The organism is Rhodococcus sp. BUPNP1 (assembly GCF_002215235.1).
Classification (GTDB): Bacteria; Actinomycetota; Actinomycetes; order Mycobacteriales; family Mycobacteriaceae; genus Rhodococcus.
The window spans coordinates 34,615-58,437 of the sequence record NZ_NERM01000006.1 but is presented as its reverse complement, the minus strand read 5'-3'; the positions used below and the strand labels follow the sequence as shown (position 1 = coordinate 58,437).

At 69.7% G+C, this 23,823-nt stretch carries 21 protein-coding genes; 15 read left to right on the top strand and 6 right to left on the bottom strand.

Going from position 1 to position 23,823, the window contains the following annotated elements; genetic code table 11:
• Positions 1–23 precede the first annotated feature (23 nt).
• The 9 genes from B9C99_RS07890 (at position 24) to purM (ending at position 10,491) form a co-directional block, all read left to right on the top strand.
• On the top strand, positions 24–374 hold the full coding sequence (locus tag B9C99_RS07890) for a VOC family protein (RefSeq protein WP_064061098.1): 351 nt from the start codon (positions 24–26) through the stop codon (positions 372–374).
• Positions 375–446: 72 nt separating this feature from the next.
• Positions 447–1,742, top strand: coding sequence for a M18 family aminopeptidase (locus B9C99_RS07885; RefSeq protein ID WP_088897491.1), 1,296 nt, complete (start codon positions 447–449; stop codon positions 1,740–1,742).
• A gap of 80 nt (positions 1,743–1,822) precedes the next feature.
• Positions 1,823–2,413 (top strand): Uma2 family endonuclease, encoded by a 591-nt coding sequence (locus tag B9C99_RS07880; protein ID WP_088897490.1) that lies wholly within the window; start codon positions 1,823–1,825, stop codon positions 2,411–2,413.
• A 67-nt stretch (positions 2,414–2,480) separates the two neighbouring features.
• Complete coding sequence (gene purL, locus B9C99_RS07875) at positions 2,481–4,760, top strand: phosphoribosylformylglycinamidine synthase subunit PurL (RefSeq protein WP_088897489.1); 2,280 nt, start codon at positions 2,481–2,483, stop codon at positions 4,758–4,760.
• Between the two features lie 2 nt (positions 4,761–4,762).
• Entirely contained in the window at positions 4,763–6,538 is a 1,776-nt protein-coding gene (locus B9C99_RS07870) for an alpha/beta-hydrolase family protein (protein ID WP_088897488.1), read from the top strand.
• Complete coding sequence (locus B9C99_RS07865; RefSeq protein WP_088897487.1) at positions 6,535–7,200, top strand: CPBP family intramembrane glutamic endopeptidase; 666 nt, start codon at positions 6,535–6,537, stop codon at positions 7,198–7,200. Before B9C99_RS07870 ends, B9C99_RS07865 begins: the two co-directional genes overlap by 4 nt.
• Positions 7,201–7,211: 11 nt before the next feature.
• Positions 7,212–7,598, top strand: a complete 387-nt coding sequence (locus tag B9C99_RS07860) for a sterol carrier family protein (RefSeq protein WP_088897486.1) — start codon at positions 7,212–7,214, stop codon at positions 7,596–7,598.
• 98 nt (positions 7,599–7,696) lie between these two features.
• Positions 7,697–9,280 (top strand): amidophosphoribosyltransferase, encoded by a 1,584-nt coding sequence (purF, locus tag B9C99_RS07855; RefSeq protein WP_016695605.1) that lies wholly within the window; start codon positions 7,697–7,699, stop codon positions 9,278–9,280.
• Between the two features lie 137 nt (positions 9,281–9,417).
• Complete coding sequence (gene purM / locus B9C99_RS07850; RefSeq protein WP_059384269.1) at positions 9,418–10,491, top strand: phosphoribosylformylglycinamidine cyclo-ligase; 1,074 nt, start codon at positions 9,418–9,420, stop codon at positions 10,489–10,491.
• A 226-nt stretch (positions 10,492–10,717) separates the two neighbouring features.
• On the opposite strand, the gene B9C99_RS07845 is transcribed toward purM, so the two are convergent.
• The 4 genes from B9C99_RS07845 to B9C99_RS07830 all read right to left on the bottom strand — a co-directional run bounded on the left by B9C99_RS07845 (position 10,718) and on the right by B9C99_RS07830 (position 13,897).
• On the bottom strand, positions 10,718–10,909 hold the full coding sequence (locus B9C99_RS07845; RefSeq protein ID WP_006551813.1) for a DUF3073 domain-containing protein: 192 nt from the start codon (positions 10,907–10,909) through the stop codon (positions 10,718–10,720).
• A gap of 194 nt (positions 10,910–11,103) precedes the next feature.
• Positions 11,104–12,084: an asparaginase gene (locus B9C99_RS07840; protein WP_088897485.1), complete on the bottom strand. Its 981-nt coding sequence runs from the start codon at positions 12,082–12,084 to the stop codon at positions 11,104–11,106.
• Positions 12,081–12,770, bottom strand: a complete 690-nt coding sequence (locus B9C99_RS07835) for an MOSC domain-containing protein (RefSeq protein WP_088897484.1) — start codon at positions 12,768–12,770, stop codon at positions 12,081–12,083. The genes B9C99_RS07840 and B9C99_RS07835 overlap by 4 nt, the downstream gene beginning before the upstream one ends.
• Complete coding sequence (locus B9C99_RS07830; RefSeq protein WP_088897483.1) at positions 12,767–13,897, bottom strand: folate-binding protein YgfZ; 1,131 nt, start codon at positions 13,895–13,897, stop codon at positions 12,767–12,769. Before B9C99_RS07830 ends, B9C99_RS07835 begins: the two co-directional genes overlap by 4 nt.
• A 56-nt stretch (positions 13,898–13,953) precedes the next feature.
• On the opposite strand from B9C99_RS07830, the gene B9C99_RS07825 reads away from it, so the two are divergent.
• From B9C99_RS07825 to cydC, 5 genes are all read left to right on the top strand, one after another.
• On the top strand, positions 13,954–14,808 hold the full coding sequence (locus B9C99_RS07825; protein ID WP_088897482.1) for an aminodeoxychorismate lyase: 855 nt from the start codon (positions 13,954–13,956) through the stop codon (positions 14,806–14,808).
• A 216-nt stretch (positions 14,809–15,024) separates the two neighbouring features.
• Entirely contained in the window at positions 15,025–16,524 is a 1,500-nt protein-coding gene (locus B9C99_RS07820; RefSeq protein ID WP_088897481.1) for a cytochrome ubiquinol oxidase subunit I, read from the top strand.
• A gap of 12 nt (positions 16,525–16,536) precedes the next feature.
• Positions 16,537–17,574 (top strand): cytochrome d ubiquinol oxidase subunit II, encoded by a 1,038-nt coding sequence (gene cydB / locus B9C99_RS07815; RefSeq protein WP_088897480.1) that lies wholly within the window; start codon positions 16,537–16,539, stop codon positions 17,572–17,574.
• A 2-nt stretch (positions 17,575–17,576) separates the two neighbouring features.
• Complete coding sequence (cydD, locus tag B9C99_RS07810; protein ID WP_088897479.1) at positions 17,577–19,280, top strand: thiol reductant ABC exporter subunit CydD; 1,704 nt, start codon at positions 17,577–17,579, stop codon at positions 19,278–19,280.
• Positions 19,277–20,944: a thiol reductant ABC exporter subunit CydC gene (cydC, locus tag B9C99_RS07805; RefSeq protein WP_088897478.1), complete on the top strand. Its 1,668-nt coding sequence runs from the start codon at positions 19,277–19,279 to the stop codon at positions 20,942–20,944. The genes cydD and cydC overlap by 4 nt, the downstream gene beginning before the upstream one ends.
• Positions 20,945–21,255: 311 nt before the next feature.
• Here cydC and B9C99_RS26090 read toward each other — a convergent pair whose 3' ends face one another.
• A complete protein-coding gene (locus B9C99_RS26090; RefSeq protein WP_232622240.1) occupies positions 21,256–21,393 on the bottom strand; it encodes a hypothetical protein in 138 nt (45 codons plus the stop codon).
• On the opposite strand from B9C99_RS26090, the gene B9C99_RS07800 reads away from it, so the two are divergent.
• Complete coding sequence (locus tag B9C99_RS07800; protein ID WP_253250013.1) at positions 21,329–23,035, top strand: BCCT family transporter; 1,707 nt, start codon at positions 21,329–21,331, stop codon at positions 23,033–23,035. The two genes, B9C99_RS26090 and B9C99_RS07800, sit on opposite strands and share 65 nt — an antisense overlap.
• 75 nt (positions 23,036–23,110) lie before the next feature.
• Here B9C99_RS07800 and B9C99_RS07795 read toward each other — a convergent pair whose 3' ends face one another.
• A complete protein-coding gene (locus tag B9C99_RS07795) occupies positions 23,111–23,773 on the bottom strand; it encodes an FABP family protein (RefSeq protein WP_088897476.1) in 663 nt (220 codons plus the stop codon).
• Positions 23,774–23,823 lie beyond the last annotated feature (50 nt).

Sequence of the window (23,823 nt, the reverse complement as noted above, 5' to 3'; positions counted from 1 at the left end):
GTCCCCGGCGGTACCGTCGCGCCATGACAGCGACCATCGCGATGATCACCTTCGACACCACCGACCCGGCTCCGATCGCGACGTGGTGGGCCGAGCGTACGGGCGGCCGCATCGAGCAGGAGAACGACGGCTGGTTCTTCATCGTCGCCCTGCCGCAGGGCATCAGGCTCGGTTTCCAGAAGGTGTCCGATCCGACGCCCGGGAAGAACCGCGTGCACCTCGATCTCACGGCCCCCGATCTCGACGCCGAGGTCGAGCGCTTCGTGCAGGCCGGCGCGAAGGAGGTCCATCGCGAGAACATGGGAGACGACTTCCGCTGGGTGACGCTCGCCGACCCCGAGGGCAACCTGTTCTGCGTCGCCGAGGGCCACTGACACTCGGTACGAGGGGAGCGGCGCGGCTCTTTCGTTCAGCACCGAGACTGTCCGTGATGCGAAGATGCAGTCATGTCTTCCACGCGTGCCGATGCTCGGGGTCTCTGTAATTTCGTCGACCTGTCGCCGTCGCCGTTCCACGTCTGCGCCACCGTCGCCGCGGCGCTGACCGAGGCGGGCTTCGTCGAACTGCACGAGCAGCAGGCCTGGCCCTCCGAGCCGGGACGCTTCTTCCTGGTGCGCGGCGGGTCGCTGATCGCGTGGAGCACCGAGGGTGTCGCCGACGATCCGGCCGCGCCCTTCCGCATCGTCGGCGGGCACACCGACAGCCCCAACCTGCGGGTCAAGCAGCATCCCGATCTCACGTCGGCGGGCTGGCGGATGGTGGGGCTCGAACCGTACGGCGGTGCGTGGCTCAACTCGTGGCTCGACCGCGACCTCGGGATCTCCGGCCGTTTCACCGTGCGCGCGGGGGAGACGACCGAGGACGTCCTCGTCCGCGTCGACGCGCCGGTCCTGCGGGTCCCGCAGCTCGCCATCCACCTGTCCGAGGACCGCAAGGGCGTCCAGCTCGACCCGCAGCGCCACGTCAACGCTGTCTGGGGTGTCGGCACCGAACCGCGCTCGTTCATCGCGTGGGTCGCCGAGCAGCACGGGATCGATCCGGGCGCGGTGCTCGGCTGGGAGCTGATGACCCACGACCTGGCGCCGAGCGCGGTCGTCGGGCCGGGCCGCGACCTGGTCAGCGCACCGCGTCTCGACAACCAGGGCACCTGCTACGCCGGGCTGCACGCCCTGCTCGACGCCGCGGAACACGTCGCTGCGCACGGTGGCCCGATGCCGCTCCTCGCCCTGTTCGACCACGAGGAGGTCGGCAGCATGTCCGACCGCGGCGCCTTCTCGGAACTGCTCAACACCGTCATCGAACGGATCGTCCTGCTCCGGGGCGGTGGGCGCGAGGAGTTCCTCCGCGCCCGCGCCGGCTCGATCGTCGCGTCGGGTGACATGGCGCACGCCACGCACCCCAACTACCCCGAGCGGCACGAACCCGCCCACCGCATCGCGGTGAACGGCGGACCGGTCCTGAAGGTGAACCAGAACCTGCGGTACGCGAGCGACGCGACCGGCGCCGGGGCCTTCGCGCTGGCCTGCGAGCAGGCGGGGGTCCCGCTGCAACGGTACGTGCACCGCGCCGACCTGCCGTGCGGCTCGACGATCGGTCCGATCACCGCGTCGAGGACCGGCATCACGACCGTCGACATCGGAGCCCCGCAGCTCGCTATGCACTCGGCGCGCGAGTTCATGGGCGCGGACGACGTGGCGAGCTATGCGCAGGCCCTGACCGCTTTCCTGACCCCGGCATCGTGACCGCGTTCGCCCGCCCCGAAGCACCCGCCGGTGACACACTGAAGACGGTCGTGTCCGGTCGGAGAGAACGGGGGAATGCAGTGGACGTCCCGTCCTACCCCGATCATCTGCTGTCCCTCGCCGAGTGGTCGGCCCTGCCCGAATCCGACGGGCACCACGTGGAGGTGTGCGAGGGCGTCCTCGTCGCCGCGCCGGCGCCGGGAGCGGCGCACGATCACGCCGCGGTGACCCTGGCGTTGCTCCTCGACGAGAAGCTGCCCGACGAATGGTGCGCGCTCGGCGGCGTCGAGGTGCTGGTCGCGGAGAAGCCGCTGACGGTGCGGTGCCCCGACGTGATCGTCGTGGGACGCTCCCTCGTCGACGCCGACCCGGATCGGGCACCGATCTCCGAGGTGAAGCTGGTCGTGGAGGTCACCGTCGACGGCACGGCCCGCACCGACCGGGTCACGAAGTTCTCCGAATACGCGGAGGCCGGCGTCCTGCAGTACTGGATCGTCGATCTCGGCGGACCGCCGGTGATCGCCACCTTCACGCTCGTCGACGGGTGGTACCGATTCGACGGGGAGCACTCGGGCACCGTCACCCTCGATGCGCTGGGCACCGAGGTGGCCGTCACACCGTCGGAGCTCGTGCCCGCACCGGTGAACCCCGTCGCGCCTGCGCAGCGATAGACTGATCCGCGGCAGTTCCCGCCCGGCCTGCCGTTTTCGATCCCAGAGTGAAGGGACCCGACGCCCAGTGTCACCGCACGTGGATACCGTCTCCCACGCCGCCGAAACCCCCGACGCCGCTCAGCCCTATCGGGAGCTGGGTCTGAAGGAAGACGAGTACACCCGGATCAAGGAGATCCTGGGCCGTCGCCCCACCGACGCCGAACTCGCCATGTACTCGGTGATGTGGTCCGAGCACTGCTCGTACAAGTCGTCGAAGGTGCACCTGCGCTACTTCGGCGAGACCACCACCGACGAGATGCGCGAATCGATGCTCGCGGGCATCGGTGAGAACGCCGGCGTCGTCGACATCGGCGACGGCTGGGCCGTCACCTTCAAGGTCGAGTCGCACAACCACCCGTCCTACATCGAGCCGTACCAGGGCGCCGCGACCGGCGTGGGCGGCATCGTCCGCGACATCATGGCCATGGGCGCCCGCCCGATCGCCGTGATGGACCAGCTCCGCTTCGGCGCAGCCGATCACCCCGACACCCGTCGCGTCGTCGACGGTGTCGTGCGCGGTGTCGGCGGCTACGGCAATTCCCTGGGCCTGCCCAACGTCGGCGGCGAGACCGTCTTCGACGCCTCCTACCAGGGCAACCCGCTCGTGAACGCGCTGTGCGCGGGTGCGATGCGCGTGGAGGACCTGCACCTCGCGCACGCTTCCGGCACGGGCAACAAGGTCATCCTGTTCGGCGCGCGCACCGGACTCGACGGCATCGGCGGCGTGTCCGTCCTCGCCTCCGAGACCTTCGACGACAGCGCCGGTGGCCGCCCCAAGAAGCTCCCGAGCGTGCAGGTGGGCGACCCCTTCACCGAGAAGGTGCTCATCGAGTGCTGCCTCGACCTCTACCGCGAGAAGCTCGTCGTCGGCATCCAGGACCTCGGCGGTGCCGGTCTGTCCTGCGCGACCTCCGAGCTCGCCGCCGCCGGCGACGGTGGCATGCACATCGACCTCGAGCGTGTCCCGACGCGCGCGAAGGGCATGACCCCGGCCGAGGTGCTGTCCTCGGAGTCGCAGGAACGCATGTGCGCCGTCGTCACGCCCGACAACGTCGACGCCTTCATGGACGTCTGCAAGAAGTGGGACGTCCTGGCCACCGTCATCGGTGAGGTCACCGACGGCGACCGCCTCGTCATCGACTGGCACGGCGAGACCGTCGTCGACGTGCCGCCGCGCACGGTCGCGCACGAGGGCCCGGTCTACGAGCGCCCCGTCGAGCGCCCGGCCTCGCAGGACGCGCTGATCGCGAACACCACCGCGGGCCTGAAGCGTCCGGAGACCGCCGACGAGCTGCGCGCGACGCTGCTGAAGATGCTCGCGTCGCCGGCGCTGTGCAGCCGCAAGTGGATCACCGAGCAGTACGACCGCTACGTCCGCGGCAACACGGTGCTCGCCGAGAACGCCGACGCCGGTGTGGTCCGCATCGACGAGGAGACCGGCCGCGGCATCGCGCTCGCGACCGACGCCTCGGGCCGCTACACGCAGCTCGATCCGTATGCGGGCGCCCAGCTCGCCCTCGCCGAGGCCTACCGCAACGTCGCCGCCACCGGCTCGACGCCGAAGGCCGTCTCGAACTGCCTGAACTTCGGTTCGCCCGAGGATCCCGGCGTGATGTGGCAGTTCCAGCAGGCCGTGCGCGGCCTCGCGGACGGCTGCGCGAAGCTCGGCATCCCCGTCACCGGCGGCAACGTCAGCTTCTACAACCAGACCGGCGCCACCGCGATCCTGCCGACCCCGGTCGTCGCGGTGCTCGGTGTGATCGACGATGTGCACCGCCGCATCCCCACCGGCATCGGCCTCGAGCCGGGCGAGACGCTGATCTTGCTCGGTGAGACCCGCGACGAGTTCGACGGCTCCATCTGGGCGCAGGTCGAGCACGACCACCTCGGTGGTGTCCCGCCGAAGGTCGATCTCGACCGTGAGCGACTGCTGTCGGAGATCCTCACCGCGGGTTCGCGCGACGGCCTGATCTCCGCCGCGCACGACCTGTCCGAGGGTGGTCTCGCGCAGGCCGTCGTCGAGGCCGCACTCGCGGGCGAGACCGGCTGCCGCGTGCTGATCCCCGAGGACGCCGATCCGTTCGTGACGCTGTTCTCCGAGTCGGCCGGCCGCGTGCTCGTGGCCGTGCCGCGCACCGAGGAGTCGCGCTTCACCGGTATGTGCACCGCACGCAACATGCCGTGGGTGCGCATCGGTGTCGTCGACGAGGGATCCGACTCCGTCGAGGTCCAGGGCCTGTTCTCGATCCCCATGACCGAGCTGCGCGAGGTGTGGGAAGGGACCCTGCCTGCCCTGTTCGGGTAACCGTGCCGGCCACCCAGGTCGATCGGCTGGCGGCGTTCGAGGCCCGGCAGGGCCGGATCATCGCCGCGGTCACCGACTTCGGTGAGCGCCACCCCCTCACCGCACGGGTGTGGGGGTGGCTCAGCCTGGACTTCACGGGCGTCGCCTTCGCGGCGCTGTTCTTCTGCTGGTCGCTGACGCCGTCGCTGCTCCCGCGCGACTGGCTCTTCCAGGGCCTGATCGGCGGCATCAACGCCGCGATCGGGTACGGCGTCGGATGCGTCGTCGGCTGGGCCGTGGCGCGCTTCCTGCTTCCCGGGCGACGGTGGTGGCCGCCGCCGCTGCCGGTGCTGCGTGCCATCAAGGTCGCGGTTCCGGTCGCGGCCGCTCTCGCGTCGCTCGTCGCACTCGTGCTCTCCGCCGGCGAGCAACGTCAGCTCGCCGCGCTCATGGGTGTCGAGGGCACCACGACCTCGGGATATCTGCGCACCATCGTGCTGAGCGTCGCGGTCGCCGCCGCTCTCATCGCCCTGTGGCGCGGGCTGCGCGACATCGTCCGCTGGGTGTCGATGCTGCTCATGCGCCGCACCCGGATGCCGCTCGGTCTCGCCCGCACGCTGGGTGTTCTGGTCGTGGTCCTCGCGACCTTCATGCTCATCGACGGCGTGCTCATCCGCGGCACCTACGCCATCGTCAACCAGGCGTTCGGTCTGCAGGACGACACCACCCGTCCCGGCGCGATCCAACCGGTCGATCCCGCGAAGTCCGGCAGCCCCGAATCCCTCGCGGCGTGGGAGACGCTTGGGTTCGAGGGCCGCAACTTCGTCTCGCGAGGACTCGACGCCGAGGAACTGACCGCCGTCAACGGCAGTCCCGCACCGGAACCGATCCGGGTGTACGTCGGGCTCGACACCGCACCCACACCGGAAGAACGCATCGACCTCGTTCTCGCGGAACTCGAGCGGACCGGTGCCTTCGACCGTTCCACTCTCGTCCTCATCCCCACCACCGGCACCGGCTGGGTCAATCCCACCGCGGCCCGCGCGATGGAACTCGTCCACAACGGCGACCTGGCGATGGTGGCCTGGCAGTACTCCTACCTGCCGAGCTGGATCTCCTTCCTCGCCGACCGGGAGAAGGCCGCTGCCGCAGGCAAGATGCTGGTCGAGCGGGTGCACGAACGCTGGTCGCAGCTGCCCGAGGACGACCGCCCCGACCTGTTCCTCTACGGCGAGAGCCTCGGCACGCAGTCGGGGGAGGGTGCCTTCGACAGTCTCGCCGAGATCCGCGCCCAGATGGACGGGGTGCTGTGGGTGGGCCCGCCCAACTCCAACCGTCTGTGGCGGCAGCTCGTCGAACGCCGCGATCCCGGCACGACCGAGGTGCAGCCGGTGTACGCGGACGGTCTCGTCGTGCGCTTCGCCGACAGCCGGGAGGCGATCCACGAGCCCGACACACCGTGGCTGTCGCCCCGCGTGCTCTACATCCAGCACGCCTCGGATCCCGTCGTCTGGTGGTCGCCGGACCTGTTGTTCTCCCGCCCCGACTGGCTGTCGGAGCCGCCCGGACGCGACCGGCTGCCGCAGATGCGGTGGTTCCCCTTCGTCACCTTCTGGCAGGTCTCCGCCGACCTCACCAACGCTGCCGGCGTGCCCGACGGACACGGCCACAACTACGGGTCGGCGGTGCTCGAGGGATGGATCGAGATCACCCAGCCCGAGGGCTGGACCGAGAACGACACCGAGCGGGTGCGCATCGCCCTCGAGGCGTTCGCCGAGGACGACGGACCCGAGAAGTGACCTCGCGAGTCACCGCTGTGAGCGGCACCGCCGTGAGCTGCACCGCTGCGGGATGCGCCGCCGCGCTGGTCGCGTGGAACACCCTCGTCCTCCCGGCGATGGATCTCGGTCCGCGCGGCAGGGCCGCCGCGAACGCCGGCTTCGGTGTCGCGCTCGCCGCGGCCACCCGCGCGGCCGGTGTCTCCGCAGCCGAGCTCGGCTGGCGCAGAGCAGGGAAGGGCCTGCGGTGGGGGACCGCGTCGGCGGTCCTGCCGGTCGCGGCCTACACGGTGATGCTCGCCGTCCCACCCGTACGACGGCGGATGGCCGACGGAGCGCGACGCGCCGACCACACCGAGTGGGTCTTCGTACACATCCCCTTCGGGACGGTCCTGGCCGAGGAACTGCTGTTCCGATCGGTTCTGTACGCCCTGACCCGCCGCGCGTCACGGAGGTGGCACCGGGTGCTGACCTCGGTCGCCTTCGGGCTCTGGCACGTCGTTCCCGCCCGGCACGCCGGGGACTCGGTGCCCGGAACCGTCGCGCTCACCGCCCTGAGCGGGGTGGTGTTCGATGAACTGCGACGACGGACCGGCAGTGTCGTCGCGCCGATGCTCCTGCACCTGGCGATCAACGCCGGCGGTGCCGTCGCGGTCGGCATCGCGACGCGCCCACCTCGTTAGGCTGTGCTGCCATGGCACCCCGGAAACCCGTCGACCCCGCCGAACTGCGCGCAGCCCTCGAACGGGTGGGTCTATGGGTGACGGGGGAGAGCGACGAGAAGCCGCCACGCCCCGATCTCGCCGCCGCCGTCCGGCTCAGTGCCCGCACCCTCGAACAGATCGCGCCGGGATCGAGCGTGGAGGTGCGGGTGCCGCCGTTCGTGGCCGTCCAGTGCATCGAGGGCCCTCGCCACACGCGAGGGACACCGCCCAACGTCGTCGAGACCGATCCGCGGACGTGGCTGCGTCTGGTGGTCGGCAGCATCGATTTCGACGGGGCCGTGGACTCGGGTGCGGTGGAGGCATCGGGTGGGCGCGCAGCGGAGATCGGACGGCTGCTCCCGATCGCCCGACTCTGACGTTTACCGGGGCCCACACCGGGCGTCCGGGAGGGAGCACCCGGCGCTGGCCGTAGAATGGGGGGAGCCCCGCTTGTCCAGCCTCAGGGAGCACGTCCGTGACCAGTGCCGATCTGTCGGTCCACACACGTAATCTTCTCGCCTCCACCGAACCCGAGAACGAACCCCGCGAAGAGTGCGGAGTGTTCGGAGTGTGGGCTCCCGGTGAGGACGTGTCGAAGCTCACGTATTACGGTCTCTATGCGCTGCAGCACCGCGGACAGGAAGCTGCGGGCATCGCCGTGGCCGACGGTTCGCAGGTGCTCGTCTTCAAGGATCTCGGTCTCGTCAGCCAGGTCTTCGACGAGCAGACGCTCGCCGCGATGACCGGCCACATCGCGATCGGCCACTGCCGCTACTCCACCACCGGGTCCACGACCTGGGAGAACGCGCAGCCGATCTTCCGCACCACCGCCGCCGGCTCGGGCGTCGCGCTCGGCCACAACGGCAACCTCGTCAACACCGCCGAACTCGCCGAACGCGGACGCCGTCTCGGTGTGCTCGATCCCACGCGGCCCGGTGCGGCGAACTCCGACTCCGACACCGTCGGTGCGCTGCTCGCCCACGGCGCGAAGAACAGCACGATCGAAGAGGCCGCGATGGAGCTGCTCCCGCAGCTGCGCGGCGCGTTCTGCCTGACCTTCATGGACGAGCACACCCTCTACGCGGCCCGCGACCCGTGGGGCATCCGCCCGCTGTGCCTCGGACGCCTCGACCGCGGCTGGGTCGTCGCCAGCGAGACCGCCGCCCTCGACATCGTCGGTGCATCCTTCGTCCGCGACATCGAGCCCGGCGAGCTGCTCGCGATCGACGCGGACGGTGTGCGCTCGTCGCGCTTCGCGAACCCCGAGCCCAAGGGCTGCGTGTTCGAGTACGTCTACCTCGCGCGTCCCGACTCGACCATCGCCGGTCGCTCCGTGCACGCGACCCGCGTGGAGATCGGCCGCCGGCTCGCGAAGGAACACCCGATCGACGCCGATCTGGTCATCCCGGTGCCCGAGTCGGGAACCCCGGCCGCCGTCGGTTACGCACAGGGCTCCGGCCTGCCCTACGGCCAGGGACTGATGAAGAACGCCTACGTCGGCCGCACCTTCATCCAGCCCAGCCAGACCATCCGCCAGCTCGGTATCCGGCTCAAGCTCAACCCGCTGCGCGAGGTGATCCGCGGCAAGCGCCTCGTCGTCGTCGACGACTCGATCGTGCGCGGCAACACCCAGCGCGCCCTGATCCGCATGCTGCGCGAGGCCGGCGCCCTCGAGATCCACGTGCGCATCGCCTCGCCGCCGGTCAAGTGGCCCTGCTTCTACGGCATCGACTTCGCGTCGCCGGCCGAGCTGATCGCCAACGGCGCGGGCACCCGCGACACCGTCGAGGAGGGGCACGACTACGACGAGATGGTCGAGATGGTGCGCCGGTCGATCGGCGCAGACTCGCTCGGTTACATCTCGATCGACGGCATGATCGGCGCCACCGAGCAGCCCGCATCCCGTTTGTGCGCTGCATGTTTCGACGGCCACTACCCGATCGCGCTCCCCAGCGAGCATCAGGCGGGCAAGGACGTCCTCAACGGCGTCGTCGACACCGATTCGGCCACCCCGACCGTGTTGGACAACGACAACGCGGACGTTCTCAGTCGGCCGTAGAAGCTGGTCGGGTACCGTAAGTGCCGCGGTCGGCACGGTTCGGCGTGCGTTTCGCATGCCCGGACGCAGGTGTGCCTGCCCGCATGTAGCCAGATTTTTCACGACAAGACACAACTCGAGGCTGGAGCCGACAACTCATGACCGAGGACGCAACCCCCGGAGCTTCCTACGCCGCGGCGGGCGTGGACATCGAGGCCGGTGACCGAGCCGTCGAACTGTTCGCCCCGCACGCGAAGAAGGCCACCCGCCCGGAGGTCATGGGCGGCCTGGGTGGGTTCGCCGGTCTGTTCGCGCTCAAGGGTGGATACAAGGAGCCGCTGCTCGCGGCGTCCACCGACGGTGTCGGCACCAAGCTCGCGGTGGCGCAGGCACTCGACAAGCACGACACGGTCGGTCTCGACCTCGTCGCGATGGTCGTCGACGACCTCGTGGTCTGCGGCGCCGAGCCGCTGTTCCTGCAGGACTACATCGCCGTCGGTCGCGTCGTGCCCGAGCGGGTCGCGGAGATCGTCGCCGGCATCGCCGAAGGCTGCGTCCAGGCCGGTTGCGCGCTGCTCGGTGGCGAGACCGCCGAGCATCCGGGCGTCATGGCCGCCGACGACTACGACCTGTCCGCGACCGGCGTGGGTGTCGTCGAGGCCGAGAAGCTGCTCGGACCCGACCGCGTGCGCCCCGGCGACGTCGTCATCGCGATGGGCGCTTCCGGTCTGCACTCGAACGGCTACTCGCTCGCCCGCAAGGTGCTGCTCGACATCGGCAAGATGAGCCTGACGGCGCACGTCGACGAGTTCGGTCGCACCCTCGGCGAGGAGCTGCTCGAACCCACCCGCATCTACGCCAAGGACTGCCTCGCGCTCGCCGCCGAGACCGAGGTGCGTACCTTCTGCCACGTCACCGGTGGCGGCCTCGCCGCGAACCTCGCGCGCGTGATGCCCAAGGGGCTCGTCGCCGAGCTCGACCGCACCACCTGGAGTCCGGCTCCGGTCTTCGGCCTCATCGCGCAGCGCGGACGGGTCGAGCGGGTCGAGATGGAGAAGACCTTCAACATGGGCGTCGGCATGGTGGCCATCGTGGCCCCCGAGGACGTCGACCGTGCTCTGGCGGTGCTCACCGCCCGGCACATCGACTGCTGGACGCTCGGCACGGTCCGCAAGGCGCAGGACGGCGCCGACGAGCGTGCGGTGCTCCTCGGAGACCACCCGCGCTTCTGACGGGCGTGCGTCGCCCGACGCGAACACGACGAAAGGCCGGTTCCCCCAGGATGAATGGGGGAACCGGCCTTTCGGCTCACTGCCGTGTTGTGAACTCGGAAGTCACAGACTCGAAGGCTACGGACGGTGACGAGCGCCGTCCGGCCTCGCGTCGAACGCCGACCACACCACCGACGGAGGGGGAGCCGAAAGTCGGCCTCCCCCTCCGTCGGAGAGTGATATCAGGTCAGCGACGCCAGTCGTCGTCGTAGTCGTCGTCCCAACCGGAACGTTGCTCGGCGAAGACTTCGTCCCGCTGCGAGTTGGTTGCTCCGCCAGACAGCTCTCGCTGGAGGCTCTCGAAGTCGGTGGACGGCGAGCTGTACTTGAGTTGCCGTGCAACCTTGGTCTGCTTTGCCTTAGCCCGGCCGCGGCCCATGGCCAACCCCCTCGCGCTTTGACGGGGCGGCCTGGGGAAAAGTGGCGGCCCCGGTGTGTTGAGTATTTTCCTGACGCCCACTTTAGCGTGGAAACTTCGGTTGCGCCTCCACACACCCGGCTGGGCCGGTGTCCGTTACGCCTCATAACGACCCGACCTGCATGAATGCTGTTGAAATGTGATAAAGATGCCCTTCAGAACACCCCCGGGACGGCCCGGACGGTGCCGACTCGCACGCCACCACCGAACACCGGCGCCGACGAGAGCACCGCCAGCCGTTCGGAATCGAAGGTCGCGGCGTTCGCGGCGGCGCCCGCCCCGAGGCGATGGAGCAGGGCCGCGGTGAGCGGGAGGCGTGCCCGCTCGTGCCCGTCGTCGATCTTGAAGGCGAAGGACGTGCCGTCCGGCAGCGCGCCGGCGTGGATCCCGTCGGCGCCCGCCTTGCACAGCAGACCGCCCACCGCGCGCATGAGCTTCAGGTCGTCCTTGCCGGTGCCGGAGATCAGGAACGGATGTTCGCGCACCGCGTCGGCCACGGCGCGCTCGGGCGTGCCGGTCTCCGCCGTCGCGAGCCGCGAGTAGGCGCGGGCGAGATTGAACAGGGGGACGGGCACGATCGGCAGACCGCAGCCGTCGATGCCGAGATCGGTGTCCTCGATGTCGCCGGTCAGTTCGAGGATCGTCTCGGTCACCAGCTGCTGCAGCGGGTGTCCCGCGTCGGTGTAGCCGTCGGTGTCCCAGCCGTTCGCCGCGCACGCCGCGAGCATCGCCGCGTGCTTGCCCGAGCAGTTCATGTAGATCGACCGCGGCGTGCGTCCGGCGGCGAGCACCTCGGCGCGCGCGAGTTCGTTGCCGGGCAGATCCGTCGGACAGCGGAGATCCTTCTCGGTGAAGCCGGCACCGGACAGGACGCGCTCGACGGCCTCCACGTGGTCGGACTCACCTTCGTGCGAGGCCGTGGCGATCGCGAGCTCCGCGGAGTCGCGTGGGACGAAGCCGGCGCGCAGCAGCGCGACCGCCTGCATCGGCTTGTTCGACGACCGCGGGTAGATCGGCGTGTGCACCTCGCCGAGCGAGACGATGACCTCGCCGTCCGGGTCGAGGACGATCAGCGACCCGCGGTGGACGCACTCCCGGAAGCCCGAGCGCACCACCTCGACCAGTTCGACGCTCAACCGCTCTCTCCCTTCCGTGCCCGTCCTACGAGACGGTGGGCCTTGTCGGCGACGCTGGGAGCGATGTCGGCCTGCTGCTCGAGCATCGCGGCGACCCGCTCGTGGCCCTGTCCGGTGAACAGATCGCGCACCGTGGCCCCGTGGGAGGGGACGTGCTCGACGACGATGCGGTCGCCGGCGGCCACCGGTCCCTCGGAGATCACCTTCAGGTACGCGCCGCAGTCGCCGCGGGCGACGAACCGGGTGGCCCAGTCGTCCTCCTCCGAACGGATCGCGAAGGTGCGGCAGGGGGTGCGAGGGCCGGTCACCTCGAGGAGCAGACCACCGTCGCCGACGCGCCACCGCTCGCCGATGACGGCGTCGGTGGGGGAGAACCCGGCGACGTGCAGATTCTCGCCGAACCAGCCGACGGGCAGCTCCCGGGCGAGTTCGGAACCCCAGCGACGCGACTCGTCCTGCGAGAAGGCGTAGACGGCCTTGAAGACGCCGCCGTGGTTGGCGGTGTCGCACTGGCGGTCGCCGGTCAGTCCGAGCTCGCCGACGTGCACCGGCCCGTCGACGGGACGCTTGTCGATCGCGGTGACGGGATTACGCCGCAGTCCGGTCTCGTGCAGCGTGTGCACGACGCAGACCGCTGCGACGGTCCCCGAGGTCGCCGGCTGCGTGCCGGCCGTCTCGGCGGTCACCGGCCGCGCAATCGGTCGACCGCCGCCCTTCCTGCCTGGATGCCGTCGTCGGGAGGGATGGAGTCGGGGTCGATGGACGCCGCGCACGGTCCTGCGACGAGAGCCGTGTCGGGCGTGATGGTGCGCTTGACGAGCGCGAGCGCGATCGGCCCGAGCTCGTGATGGTCGACGATCGTGCCGATGCGTCCGACCGCGCGACCTCCGGCGGTGATGTCGTCGCCCGTCTCGGGGCGTCCGTCGGCCGAGCCGTCGAGATGGAGCAGGACGAGATGTCGCGGGGGCTTGCCGAGGTTGTGGACCCGCGCGACGGTCTCCTGACCGCGGTAGCAGCCCTTGTCGAGGTGGACGGCGCCGTACTGTTCGGGTCCGCCGATCCAGCGGGCCTCGTGGGGGATGGTGCGCTCGTCGGTGTCGACACCGATGCGGGGACGGACCGCTTCGACGCGCAGGGCCTCGAACGCCCAGCTGCCGGCCGGACGCGCGCCGGCGTCCCGCAGGGCGGTGAAGATCGCGGTGAGCGACTCGCGCGGCACCAGGACATCGAAGGAGTGCTCGGTGGGCCACGGCATGCGGCGGACGAAGCCACCGGCGGGCAGAGCGACGGCGGCATAGGGCTCGGCCGGCAGCGCGTCGATCCCGAGCGCTGCGAGCACGGCGGGGCTGCCGGCATCCGGCCCCAGCAGGCTCAGGACCGCGAGTTCGTTGCCGTCGCGGGGTTCGGCCTTCGCCCAGAAGACCATCTTCTTCAGGAAGGCCAGCAGGTCCGGTCCGCGGTCGGCCTCGGTGTCGATCCACGTCACGCCGTCGAGATCGGTCTGCACGAAGTGGTGCTCGACGCGGCCGTTCGCGTCGAGACTCAGGTTCTCGGCGGAGGTGCCGTTCGGGAGCGACGCGATGTGCTGGCTGGAGATGGTGTGCAACCAGCTCAGGCGTTCGTCGCCCAGGATGGCGATGACGAAACGGGTGGAACGGTCGACCACGGCGGCCGACGTGGCGGCGGCACGTTGCTCGCCGAGGGGGTCGCCGTAATGCCAGGGGAGTCCGGCATCGGGCCCGCCGGAAGGCGAGGCGACTGCGCCGGGAAGTGCGAGAAGGGCGCTTTCGGACACGATCGGAGACTCGGTCACGACACCAGTCTATGGGGAACCGGCCGCCGGGTCTGCCAGTGGCTAGGCTGAGCGCCATGGCTGAGCGGGTGCTGGTGACGCTGGACGGCGAGGTGAGGGATGCGGACGCACCCCTTCTGCACGCCGACGATTTCGGTGTTCTTCGTGGCGACGGGGTGTTCGAGACGTTGCTCGTGCGAGGCGGTCGGGCGCGTGCGCTCGAACTGCATCTTGCCCGGCTCGCGGCGTCCGCGGCCGCCGCGCAGTTGCCCGAACCCGACCGCGACGACTGGCGGCTCGCCGTCGACGTCGCACTCGAGCAGTGGGGCGCGGAGCAGGAGGGCGTCCTGCGCCTGGTCTACACGCGTGGTCGTGAGGGCGCCGACACGCCGACGGCCTTCCTGCTCGTGACGCCCGTGGCCGAGCGCGTCGGCATCGCGCGGCGCGACGGCGTGTCCGTGGTGACCCTCGAGCGGGGTTTTTCGACCGATCTGGCGCAGAAGGCGCCGTGGCAGCTCCTCGGCGCCAAGACGCTGTCGTACGCGACGAACATGGCGGCACTGCGTCACGCCGAGTCGGTCGGCGCCGACGACGTGATCTTCGTCAGCGCCGAGGGCTACGTGCTCGAGGGTCCGCGGTCGACAGTGCTCGTCGCGCGCGGCCGGACGCTGCTCACGCCGCCGCCGGAGCAGGGGATCCTTCCCGGCACCACGCAGCAGGCGCTGTTCGACCTGGCGGGCGAGCGGGACTTCACGGTCCGGTACGAACCGCTGCGCCCGGCGGATCTCGTCGTCGCCGACGGTGTCTGGCTGATCTCGAGTGTGGCGCTCGCGGTGCGGGTGCACACGCTCAACGGGCACGCGCTGGTCTCGCGGGTCCAGGAGGGCGAGATCGAAGGCCTCGTCGACGAGGCGGTCGACGCCGCCGGGTGAGCGAGGCGGGGTGTGCCCCCGCGGGTCATCCGTATCCGATGTGACGTGAGTCCGATGTGTCGGGCGACACGAACGTGTTCCACTTCGCGCAATAGCTACTACATTCGGTAGTAGCAAGGCCGGAGCAGTGCTGCCGGCGTGACTTTGCGAACGAGAACCGCAGCGTCGGCCCCGCTCGGATTTCCGTATCGACCCGGGCCTCACCTCGGAGTGGCAATGGATGTCTTGGATCTGTCCCGGTGGCAGTTCGGGATCACGACGGTGTATCACTTCATCCTCGTGCCGTTGACGATCGGCCTCGCGCCGCTCGTCGCGATCATGCAGACGATGTGGGTGGTCACCGGCAAGGACCACTGGTACCGCCTCACGAAGTTCTTCGGGAAGATGTTCCTGATCAACTTCGCGCTCGGTGTCGCGACCGGCATCGTGCAGGAATTCCAGTTCGGCATGAACTGGAGCGAGTACTCCCGCTTCGTCGGCGACGTCTTCGGCGCACCCCTCGCCCTCGAAGGCCTCGTCGCCTTCTTCATGGAGTCGACCTTCCTCGGCCTGTGGATCTTCGGCTGGACGCGCCTGCCGAAACTCGTTCACCTCGCGACCATCTGGCTCGTCGCGATCGGCGTGAACGCCTCCGCCTTCTTCATCATCGCGGCGAACTCGTTCATGCAGCATCCCGTCGGCGCCACCTACAACCCCGAGACCGGACGCGCCGAGCTGACGAGCATCTGGGCACTGCTCACCAACAACACCGCACTCGCGGCCTTCCCCCACGCGGTCGCCGGCGGATTCCTCACCGCCGCAACCTTCGTCGCCGGCATCGGTGGCTGGTGGATGGTCCGCAACATGCGACGCGCCGCCGAGCTCCGCACCTCGGAACCCGAGGAGGCCCAGCGCCTCGAGAACGATGCCCGCGGACTGTTCCGCCCCGCGACCCGCCTCGGCCTGATGGTCATGATCGTCTCGGGCATCGGGTTGTTCGTCACCGGCGACGTCCAGGCCAAGCTCATGTTCGAGCAGCAGCCGATGAAGATGGCCTCGGCCGAGTCGCTGTGCCACACCGAGACAGACCCCAACTTCTCGATCCTCACGATCGGCACGCACAACGACTGCGACGGCGTCATTCACGTCCTCGACGTGCCGTTCGTTCTCCCGTTCCTCGCAGAGGGCGAGTTCAGCGGCGTGACCCTCCAGGGCGTCGAGGACCTGCAGGCGCAGTACGAACAGGAATTCGGCCCCGGCAACTACAAGCCCAACCTGTTCGTCACCTACTGGTCGTTCCGCGCGATGATCGGCCTCGCCGCCGGTTCCGCGGCGCTGGCCCTGGCCGGGCTGTGGGTCACCCGCGGCGGCCGGGTGCCCGACCAGAAGTGGTTCTCGACGCTGTCGCTCGTCGCGATCCCCACGCCCTTCCTCGCCAACAGCGCGGGCTGGATCTTCACCGAGATGGGCCGACAGCCCTGGGTGGTTCATCCGAACCCCACGGGCGTGGACATGATCCGGCTCACCGTCGATCAGGGTGTCTCCGATCACGCGGCCGGAACGGTGCTCACCTCGCTGATCGCCTTCACTCTCGTCTACGCGGCGCTCGGCGTGGTGTGGTTCTGGCTCATCCGCAAGTACGCGATGGAAGGCCCGCAGGAGCACGACGCGCAGCCGCCGGGCTCGAACGACGACACCGACGACACGCAGCCGAAACAGCTGTCCTTCGCGTACTAGGAGTGGGCGGACATGGGACTTCAGGAAATCTGGTTCATCCTCATCGCAGTGCTGTTCACCGGCTACTTCGTCCTCGAGGGGTTCGACTTCGGTGTCGGCATGCACTTCCCGGTGCTCGGCCGCGGTAGGACCGTCGAGGCCGACACCCGGCGCCGGGTGCTGCTCAACACGATCGGTCCGGTCTGGGACGGCAACGAGGTCTGGCTCATCACCGCGGGCGGTGCGCTGTTCGCGGCGTTCCCCGAGTGGTACGCGACCCTCTTCTCCGGCTTCTACCTCCCGCTGCTGCTCATCCTGCTCGCCCTGATCGTGCGGGTGTGCGCCATCGAATGGCGCGGCAAGATCGACGACCCGACCTGGCGTCGCCGCTGCGACTGGGGGATCATCTTCGGCTCGTGGGTACCCGCCGTGCTGTGGGGGGTGGCGTTCGCCAACATCGTGCGCGGCGTGGCGATCGACGCCGACAAGCAGTACGTCGGCGGGTTCTTCGATCTACTGAACCCGTATGCCCTGCTCGGCGGCGCGACGACGGCGCTGGTCTTCGCTCTGCACGGTGCGGTGTTCATCGCGCTCAAGACCGAGGGGCAGGTCCGCACCGATGCCGTGGCGATGTCGCGGAAGCTGGCCGTGCCCGCCGTCCTCGTGGCCGGTGCCTTCGTGGTGTGGACCCAGCTCGCCTACGGCAAGGGCTGGACGATCGCGCTCGTCGCCGTGGCAGGAGTCTCCCTGCTCGCGGTGGTCGCACTGACCGCCGCCGCGCGTGAGGGCTGGGCGTTCGTGTTCACCACCGTCGCGATCGCCGCGACTTCGGTGCTGCTGTTCGCGTCGCTGTTCCCGAACGTCATGCCGTCGACACTCGACCCGTCCTGGTCGCTGACGATCGAGAACGCGTCGTCGAGCCCGTACACACTGAAGGTCATGACGTGGGCCGCGGCGTTCATGACCCCGGTCGTCCTCGCCTACCAGGGCTGGACGTACTGGGTGTTCCGTCAGCGTCTGTCGACCGACCACATCCCGCACTCGATCGGTCTGAAGATCGGCTCGAAGTGAGCATGACGCAGTCCGCCGCCCCCGCCGATGCGCCCGCGCGCCGGCGGGGTCCGGTGGACCCGCGGTTGTGGCGCTACTCGGCCGCGGCCCGCGGATATCTCGTCCTGACCGTGGTCACCTCGGTGATCGACGTCGTGATGGTCGTCGTCACCGCGCTCATGCTCGGCCGGGTCCTCGCGGGCGTCATCACCACCGAGGCCCGGTCCGTCGGCGATTGGACGACCGAACTGGCGATCCTCGCGGCGGCGATCGTCGTGCGGGTCGCGGTGACGTGGCTGCAGTCGCGGTACGCCCACCGGTCCGCGACCCGCGTGGTGGCCGAACTCGAACACGAGGTCCTCGGGTCCGCAGCGAACCTGCCTCCGCGCGAACTCGACCCGCGACGAGACGAGATCGCGGTGGTCCTCACCCGCGGGCTCGACGGGCTGAAGGACTATCTCACCGGCTACCTGCCGGCGCTGCTGCTGGCGGTGATCCTCACTCCGGTGACGATCGTCGTGATCGCCCTGCACGACCTCACCTCGGCGATCATCGTCGTGATCACCCTGCCGCTGATCCCGATCTTCATGATCCTCATCGGCCTGCTCACCAAGGGCAAGGCCGACCGTACCCTGCGCGCGATGACGACACTGTCGTCGCAGCTGCTCGACCTGCTCGCGGGTCTTCCCACGCTCCGCGCCCTCGGTCGCGAGAAGGGACCCGCCGATCGCGTGCGCGAACTCGGCGACGAGCACCGCGCGACGACGATGTCGGCCCTGCGCGTGGCGTTCCTGTCCGGCACGGTCCTCGAATTCCTCGCGACGCTGTCCGTCGCCCTCGTCGCCGTGAGCATCGGCATGCGCCTCGTCTACGGGTCGATGCCCCTCGAGGCCGGCATCATCGCGTTGATCCTCGCGCCCGAGGCCTACCTCCCGCTGCGCACCGTCGGCAACAAGTTCCACGCCGCCGAGGACGGGATGGCGGCAGCCGACAAGGCGTTCGCCGTGCTCGACTCGGCGCCGAACGACGTCTCCTCGCGCCGCGCCTCCACGGACACGGCCGGCCCCGACCGGGTCGCGAACCGCGAGATCGTCTTTCACGGTGTCTCGGTGCCCGGCCGCGACGGCTGCGCCCCGCACGGACTCGACGCGATCTGCCGTCCCGGAAGGATCACCGTCTTCACCGGTGCGAACGGGGCCGGTAAGTCCACCGCCCTGCTGGCGCTGCTCGGACTCGCCGCGCCGAGCGAGGGGACCGTCACCGTCGACGGACGTCCCGTCGTGGGCGACGAGAACTGGTGGTCGCAGGTGGCGTGGCTTCCGCAGCGGCCGGTGCTACTGCCCGGCACGCTCGCCGACAACCTGCGACTCACCGGTGTCGACCCGGACACCACCGAACTCGACGACGTCTGCGCGGCCACCGGGTTCGACAGCGTGCTCGCCGAACTCCCGGACGGTTGGGAGACCGTCGTGGGGGCGGGCGGCACGGGCCTGTCGCTCGGCCAACGTCAGCGACTGGCGCTCACCCGCACCCTCGCCTCCCCGCGCCCGGTCCTGCTGCTCGACGAACCGACCGCCCACCTCGACGAGGACACCGAGGCCACCGTGCTCGACACGCTGCGCGGTCTCGCCGCGGCCGGCCGCACGGTGCTGGTCGTCGCGCATCGCCCCACCCTGCTCGCGATCGCGGACGAGGTCGTCACCGTCCACGGGGAGGGATCCCGATGAAGGACCTGCGGCGGGCGATGGGCCTGCTCGAACCCGAACCGCGCCGGGTGCTGCTCGCCGTCCTCGCCGGTGTCGCGACCCTCGGCAGCGCGTTGCTGCTCGCCGGTCTCTCGGCGTGGCTGATCGTGCGCGCGTGGCAGATGCCGCCCGTCCTGGACCTGACCGTCGCGGTCGTCGCGGTGCGAGCGCTGGGCATCTCCCGCGGATTGTTCCGCTACTTCGAACGACTCGCGACGCACGAGACCGCGCTACGCGGCACCACCTCGGCCCGGGCGAATCTCTACCGGCGACTCGCGGACGGCGACCCGGCCGCGGCCCTGGGCCTCGGTCGCGGCGACCTCCTCGCGCGCACCGGTGCCGATGTCGACGCTCTCGGTGACGTCGTGGTGCGCGCACTCGTGCCCATCGCCGTCGCAGCGGTGCTCTCCGTCGCGGCGGTCGTGACCCTCACCGTCATCGCTCCCGCCGCCGGCGTAGTGCTCGCGGTGGCGCTGCTCGTCGCCGGCGTGCTCGCGCCGTGGCTGTCGGCTCGCGCCGCCGCCCGCGCGGACGCCGATGCGAACGCCGCGTGGACCCGCTTCACCGAGGACGCGGTCACGGTGCTGGACCACGCGGCGGAACTGCGGGTCGCGGGACGACTCGACACGCTCGCCCGGCGGGCCCGCGCCGCGAACGTCGCGTCCGTCCGTGCCACCGACCGTTCTGCGGTCCCCGCGGCGTTCGCCGACGCGGCCGCACCGCTCGCGGTCGGCGCGAGCGTGCTCGGTGCCCTCCTCGTCGGTATCGCCGTCTTCGGCTCCGGTCCGGCGGCCATGAGCCCGACGACACTCGGCATCCTCGTCCTGCTGCCGCTGTCGGCGTTCGAGGCCACCGCCGTCCTCCCGGCGGCCGCGCAGACCCTCAACCGCGCACGCCTGGCGGCCGGTCGCATCACGGAGATGCTCGACCGCGCCGACAGGACGGTGCCGCACGGCACCGAACCGGCCGACGGACCCGGCCGGCTACGTGCGGTGGGCCTGCGAGGCGGATGGTCCGGCGGACCGGTCACCGAACCGGTCGACCTCGATCTGCGGCCGGGCTCTCGCGTCGCGATCGTGGGCGGCAGTGGCAGCGGCAAGACCACCGTGCTCATGACGCTCGCGGGCCTGCTCGCCCCACGCGGGGGCACGGTGACACTCGACGGTGTCGACCTCGCCGACATCGACCCCGCGGCCCTGCGCCGGAAGATCGGCTTCTTCGCGGAGGACGCCCACCTGTTCGGCACGTCGATCCTCGAGAACCTGCGTGTCGCGCGGGGCGACGTGGACGAGGACGAGGCGCTGGCCGCACTCGATGCCGTGGGACTGGAGGAGTGGGTGGACGGACTCCCGCAGGGCGTCCACACCGTCCTGGGAGCCGGAGCCCGCACCGTCTCCGGTGGGCAGCGCCGACGCCTCCTGCTGGCCCGGGCACTGCTGACGTCCGCACGGATCCTGCTGCTCGACGAACCCACGGAACATCTCGACGACGAGAGCGCCGACCTGCTGCAGCGCCTCCTCCTGGACCGCGACGCGCACCTGGTCGGCCCCGAGCGCACCGTCGTGGTGGTCACCCATCGACTGCCCGCGGACACCGCCGCCGACCTGGTCGTTCGCGTCGAGAAAAATGCGTTGCCCGCCTCGTGAACGAAGCGTAGTTTCGCTGGTACACGAGGAAGGAGGTGGTCTGGAAGTGATTGATATTCGGACGCGTGAGGTGGCTACCCGCTAGCTGCTTGCCGACGACGGAATTCACCGACCGCGCGCGGCTGGCGAATCCCAGGTAGTCACCCGGCCCCCGAGCTCCCGATCCGTCCGATCGGGACCGCCGACCCACGGAGCGATCCGTGCGGCGGTGCGGCTCGGGGGCTGTTCGCGTTTCGGGCGAGGTCGACATTTCGGGTGTGCAAGTTCGTCCGTTTTGGGTACACCAGTTTGGTGCCGATACTTCAAAAAGCTCACGATTCGTTAAGATTGCGCACGTCACCGGGGGTTTTCTTCTCTTCTGCGATCATCGCGCTGCTCTTCGTCGTGGTGACGATCCTGTTCACCGACGGCGTCGATTCGATCTTCAGTACCGCGTCGAACTGGATCATGACGAACCTCGGATGGTTCTACATCCTGGGCGTCACGACCTTCCTGCTCTTCCTCGTCGGAATCGCCTTCACCCACTACGGCCGGGTCCGGCTCGGCGGCGACGACGAGCGGCCCGAGCACTCGACCCTGGCGTGGTTCGCCATGCTGTTCGCTGCCGGTATCGGCACGATCCTCATGTTCTGGGGCGTCGCCGAGCCGATCTCCCACTTCGCGAACCCGCCGATGCAGGACGTCGAGCCGCAGTCCGTGGAGGCCGCGGAGGAGGCCATGGGCTTCGCGCTCTACCACTTCGGACTGCACACCTGGACGATCTTCGCCCTGCCCGGCCTGGGCTTCGGCTACTTCATCTACAAGCGGCACCTGCCGCCGCGCGTCAGCTCGATCTTCGCGCCCCTGCTCGGGGGCCGCATCTACGGCCCGATCGGCAAGACCATCGACGTCGTCGCGATCATCGGCACGATCTTCGGTGTCGCGACCTCGGTCGGCCTGGGCACCCTGCAGATCAATGCCGGTCTGGCGCAGCTGTTCGACATCCAGGAATCCGGCGTCGTCCAGATCGCCCTCATCGCGATTGTGACGGTGATGGCCGGCATCTCGGTTGCCCTCGGCCTCGACAAGGGCATCAAGCGCCTGTCGAACCTCAACATCGGCATGGCCGTGATGCTGCTGATCTTCGTGCTCGTCACCGGACCGAGCCTGTTCCTGCTCAAGGGCATGATCGAGTCGGCCGGTATCTACGCCGAGGCCCTGCCGCGCCTGGCGTTCTGGAACGACACCTTCGCCGACTCCGGCTGGCAGAACACCTGGACGGTCTTCTACTGGGCGTGGACCATCACGTGGTCGCCCTTCGTCGGCATCTTCATCGCCCGCATCTCGCGGGGCCGCACCATCCGTGAGTTCGTCGGCGGTGTCCTCGGTCTGCCCGTGCTGTTCTCGGTGATCTGGTTCAGCATCTTCGGGATGGGCTCGTTCCACATCGAACTCGAGGGTGGGGGTGGACTCGTCGAGCGTGTCGTGGACGACGGCGACATCCCGGGTGCGCTGTTCGAGTTCCTCGGCAACTTCCCGCTCACCGGTCTGGTGTCCGGCATCGCGATCATCCTGGTGGTGATCTTCTTCGTCACCTCGGTGGACTCGACCGCGATGGTGCTCGACATGATGGCGGCCGGGCACGAGGAGAAGGCACCGATCCACCAGCGCCTGTTCTGGGCGGTGCTCATGGGCCTGGTCGCAGCGACCATGCTCGTCGCGACCGGTAAGGACGGGCTCGACGCCCTGCAACAGGTCATCACCGTCGTGGGCCTGCCGTTCTTCGTGATGGGCTTCATCATGATGTACAGCCTGGTGCGCGGTATCCGCGAGGATCTGGGCGAGCGGCCGGAGCCGATCACCCGGCAGTGGCCCGAGGTGCGGTCGGCCGAGGAACTCGAGGCTGCTCAGGAACTACCGGCACCTGAGGTCGTCATCCACACGAGGGCTATCCCCGACGAGTGCGAGGACGGCAACGCCGCCGAGGATGCCGAGGACGCCGGAGTCCACCGGGTCCATGCCGGCGAACCCGACGCGCTCGGTGCACGAGGCAACGGTGGGTATGCCGACAAGAGGAGTGCCACCGGCACGACGGTCGTCGAAGAGGACTGAGAGAAGAACGGTCCGGGCCTGTTCCCTCACTGGGGAACAGGCCCGGACCGTTCGGGTCGGAAGTAGGAGGCCCGGTCAGCCGATATGGCGTGACAGGCGGGCGGACATCCGGGGCTTCAGCTCGCCGTCGGCGGTGACGCGCTCCTCGACGTAGGCGAGGTCGCCACCGTCGACGATGCCGTAGAGCCGCTTGGCTCCGCCGACGACCTCACCGGACTTGGTGCGGATCACGACGTCGGTCGCGAGCTCCCACGAGGACTGGGTGAGCGCGGTGCCGTAGTACAGCTCGACGACGCCGGAGCTGTGCGTCAGCAGCAGTTCGAGCGTCTCGGGATCGTCGCTGTCGGGCGCGCCCGTTCCGGACACGCGCCAGAAGCCGCTCTCGCGCCGATCCTCGCCCACGTACGCACCCGCGTCGTCGAGACGCCACGTGCGCGACTCCCACACCAGATACGCGCCGCCGTTGTGGGCGACGGTGATCTGCTGACCGAACGGGTAGTCGCCGGTCTCGGGATCGTTGGCCTCGCCCTCGCCGCGCCACACGCCGACCATCGGGAGGACGGCGAGCAGGGCAGGGCTCAGGTCGGGGCCGAGCCGCAGGTTCGCGGTGTCCTCGGCGCCCGGCAGCCCGGGAAGGACGGGGATGTTCAGCTCGGCGGTGACGCGAGCACGCTCGGCGGCCCGGGCGATCGCTTCGTCGCCGCTACGCCGCTGGGCGTCCGATCCGTCGTTCGTCACGATCCGTCGGAGACCACGCGGTAGATGGTGTACAGCGCGAACCAGGTGAT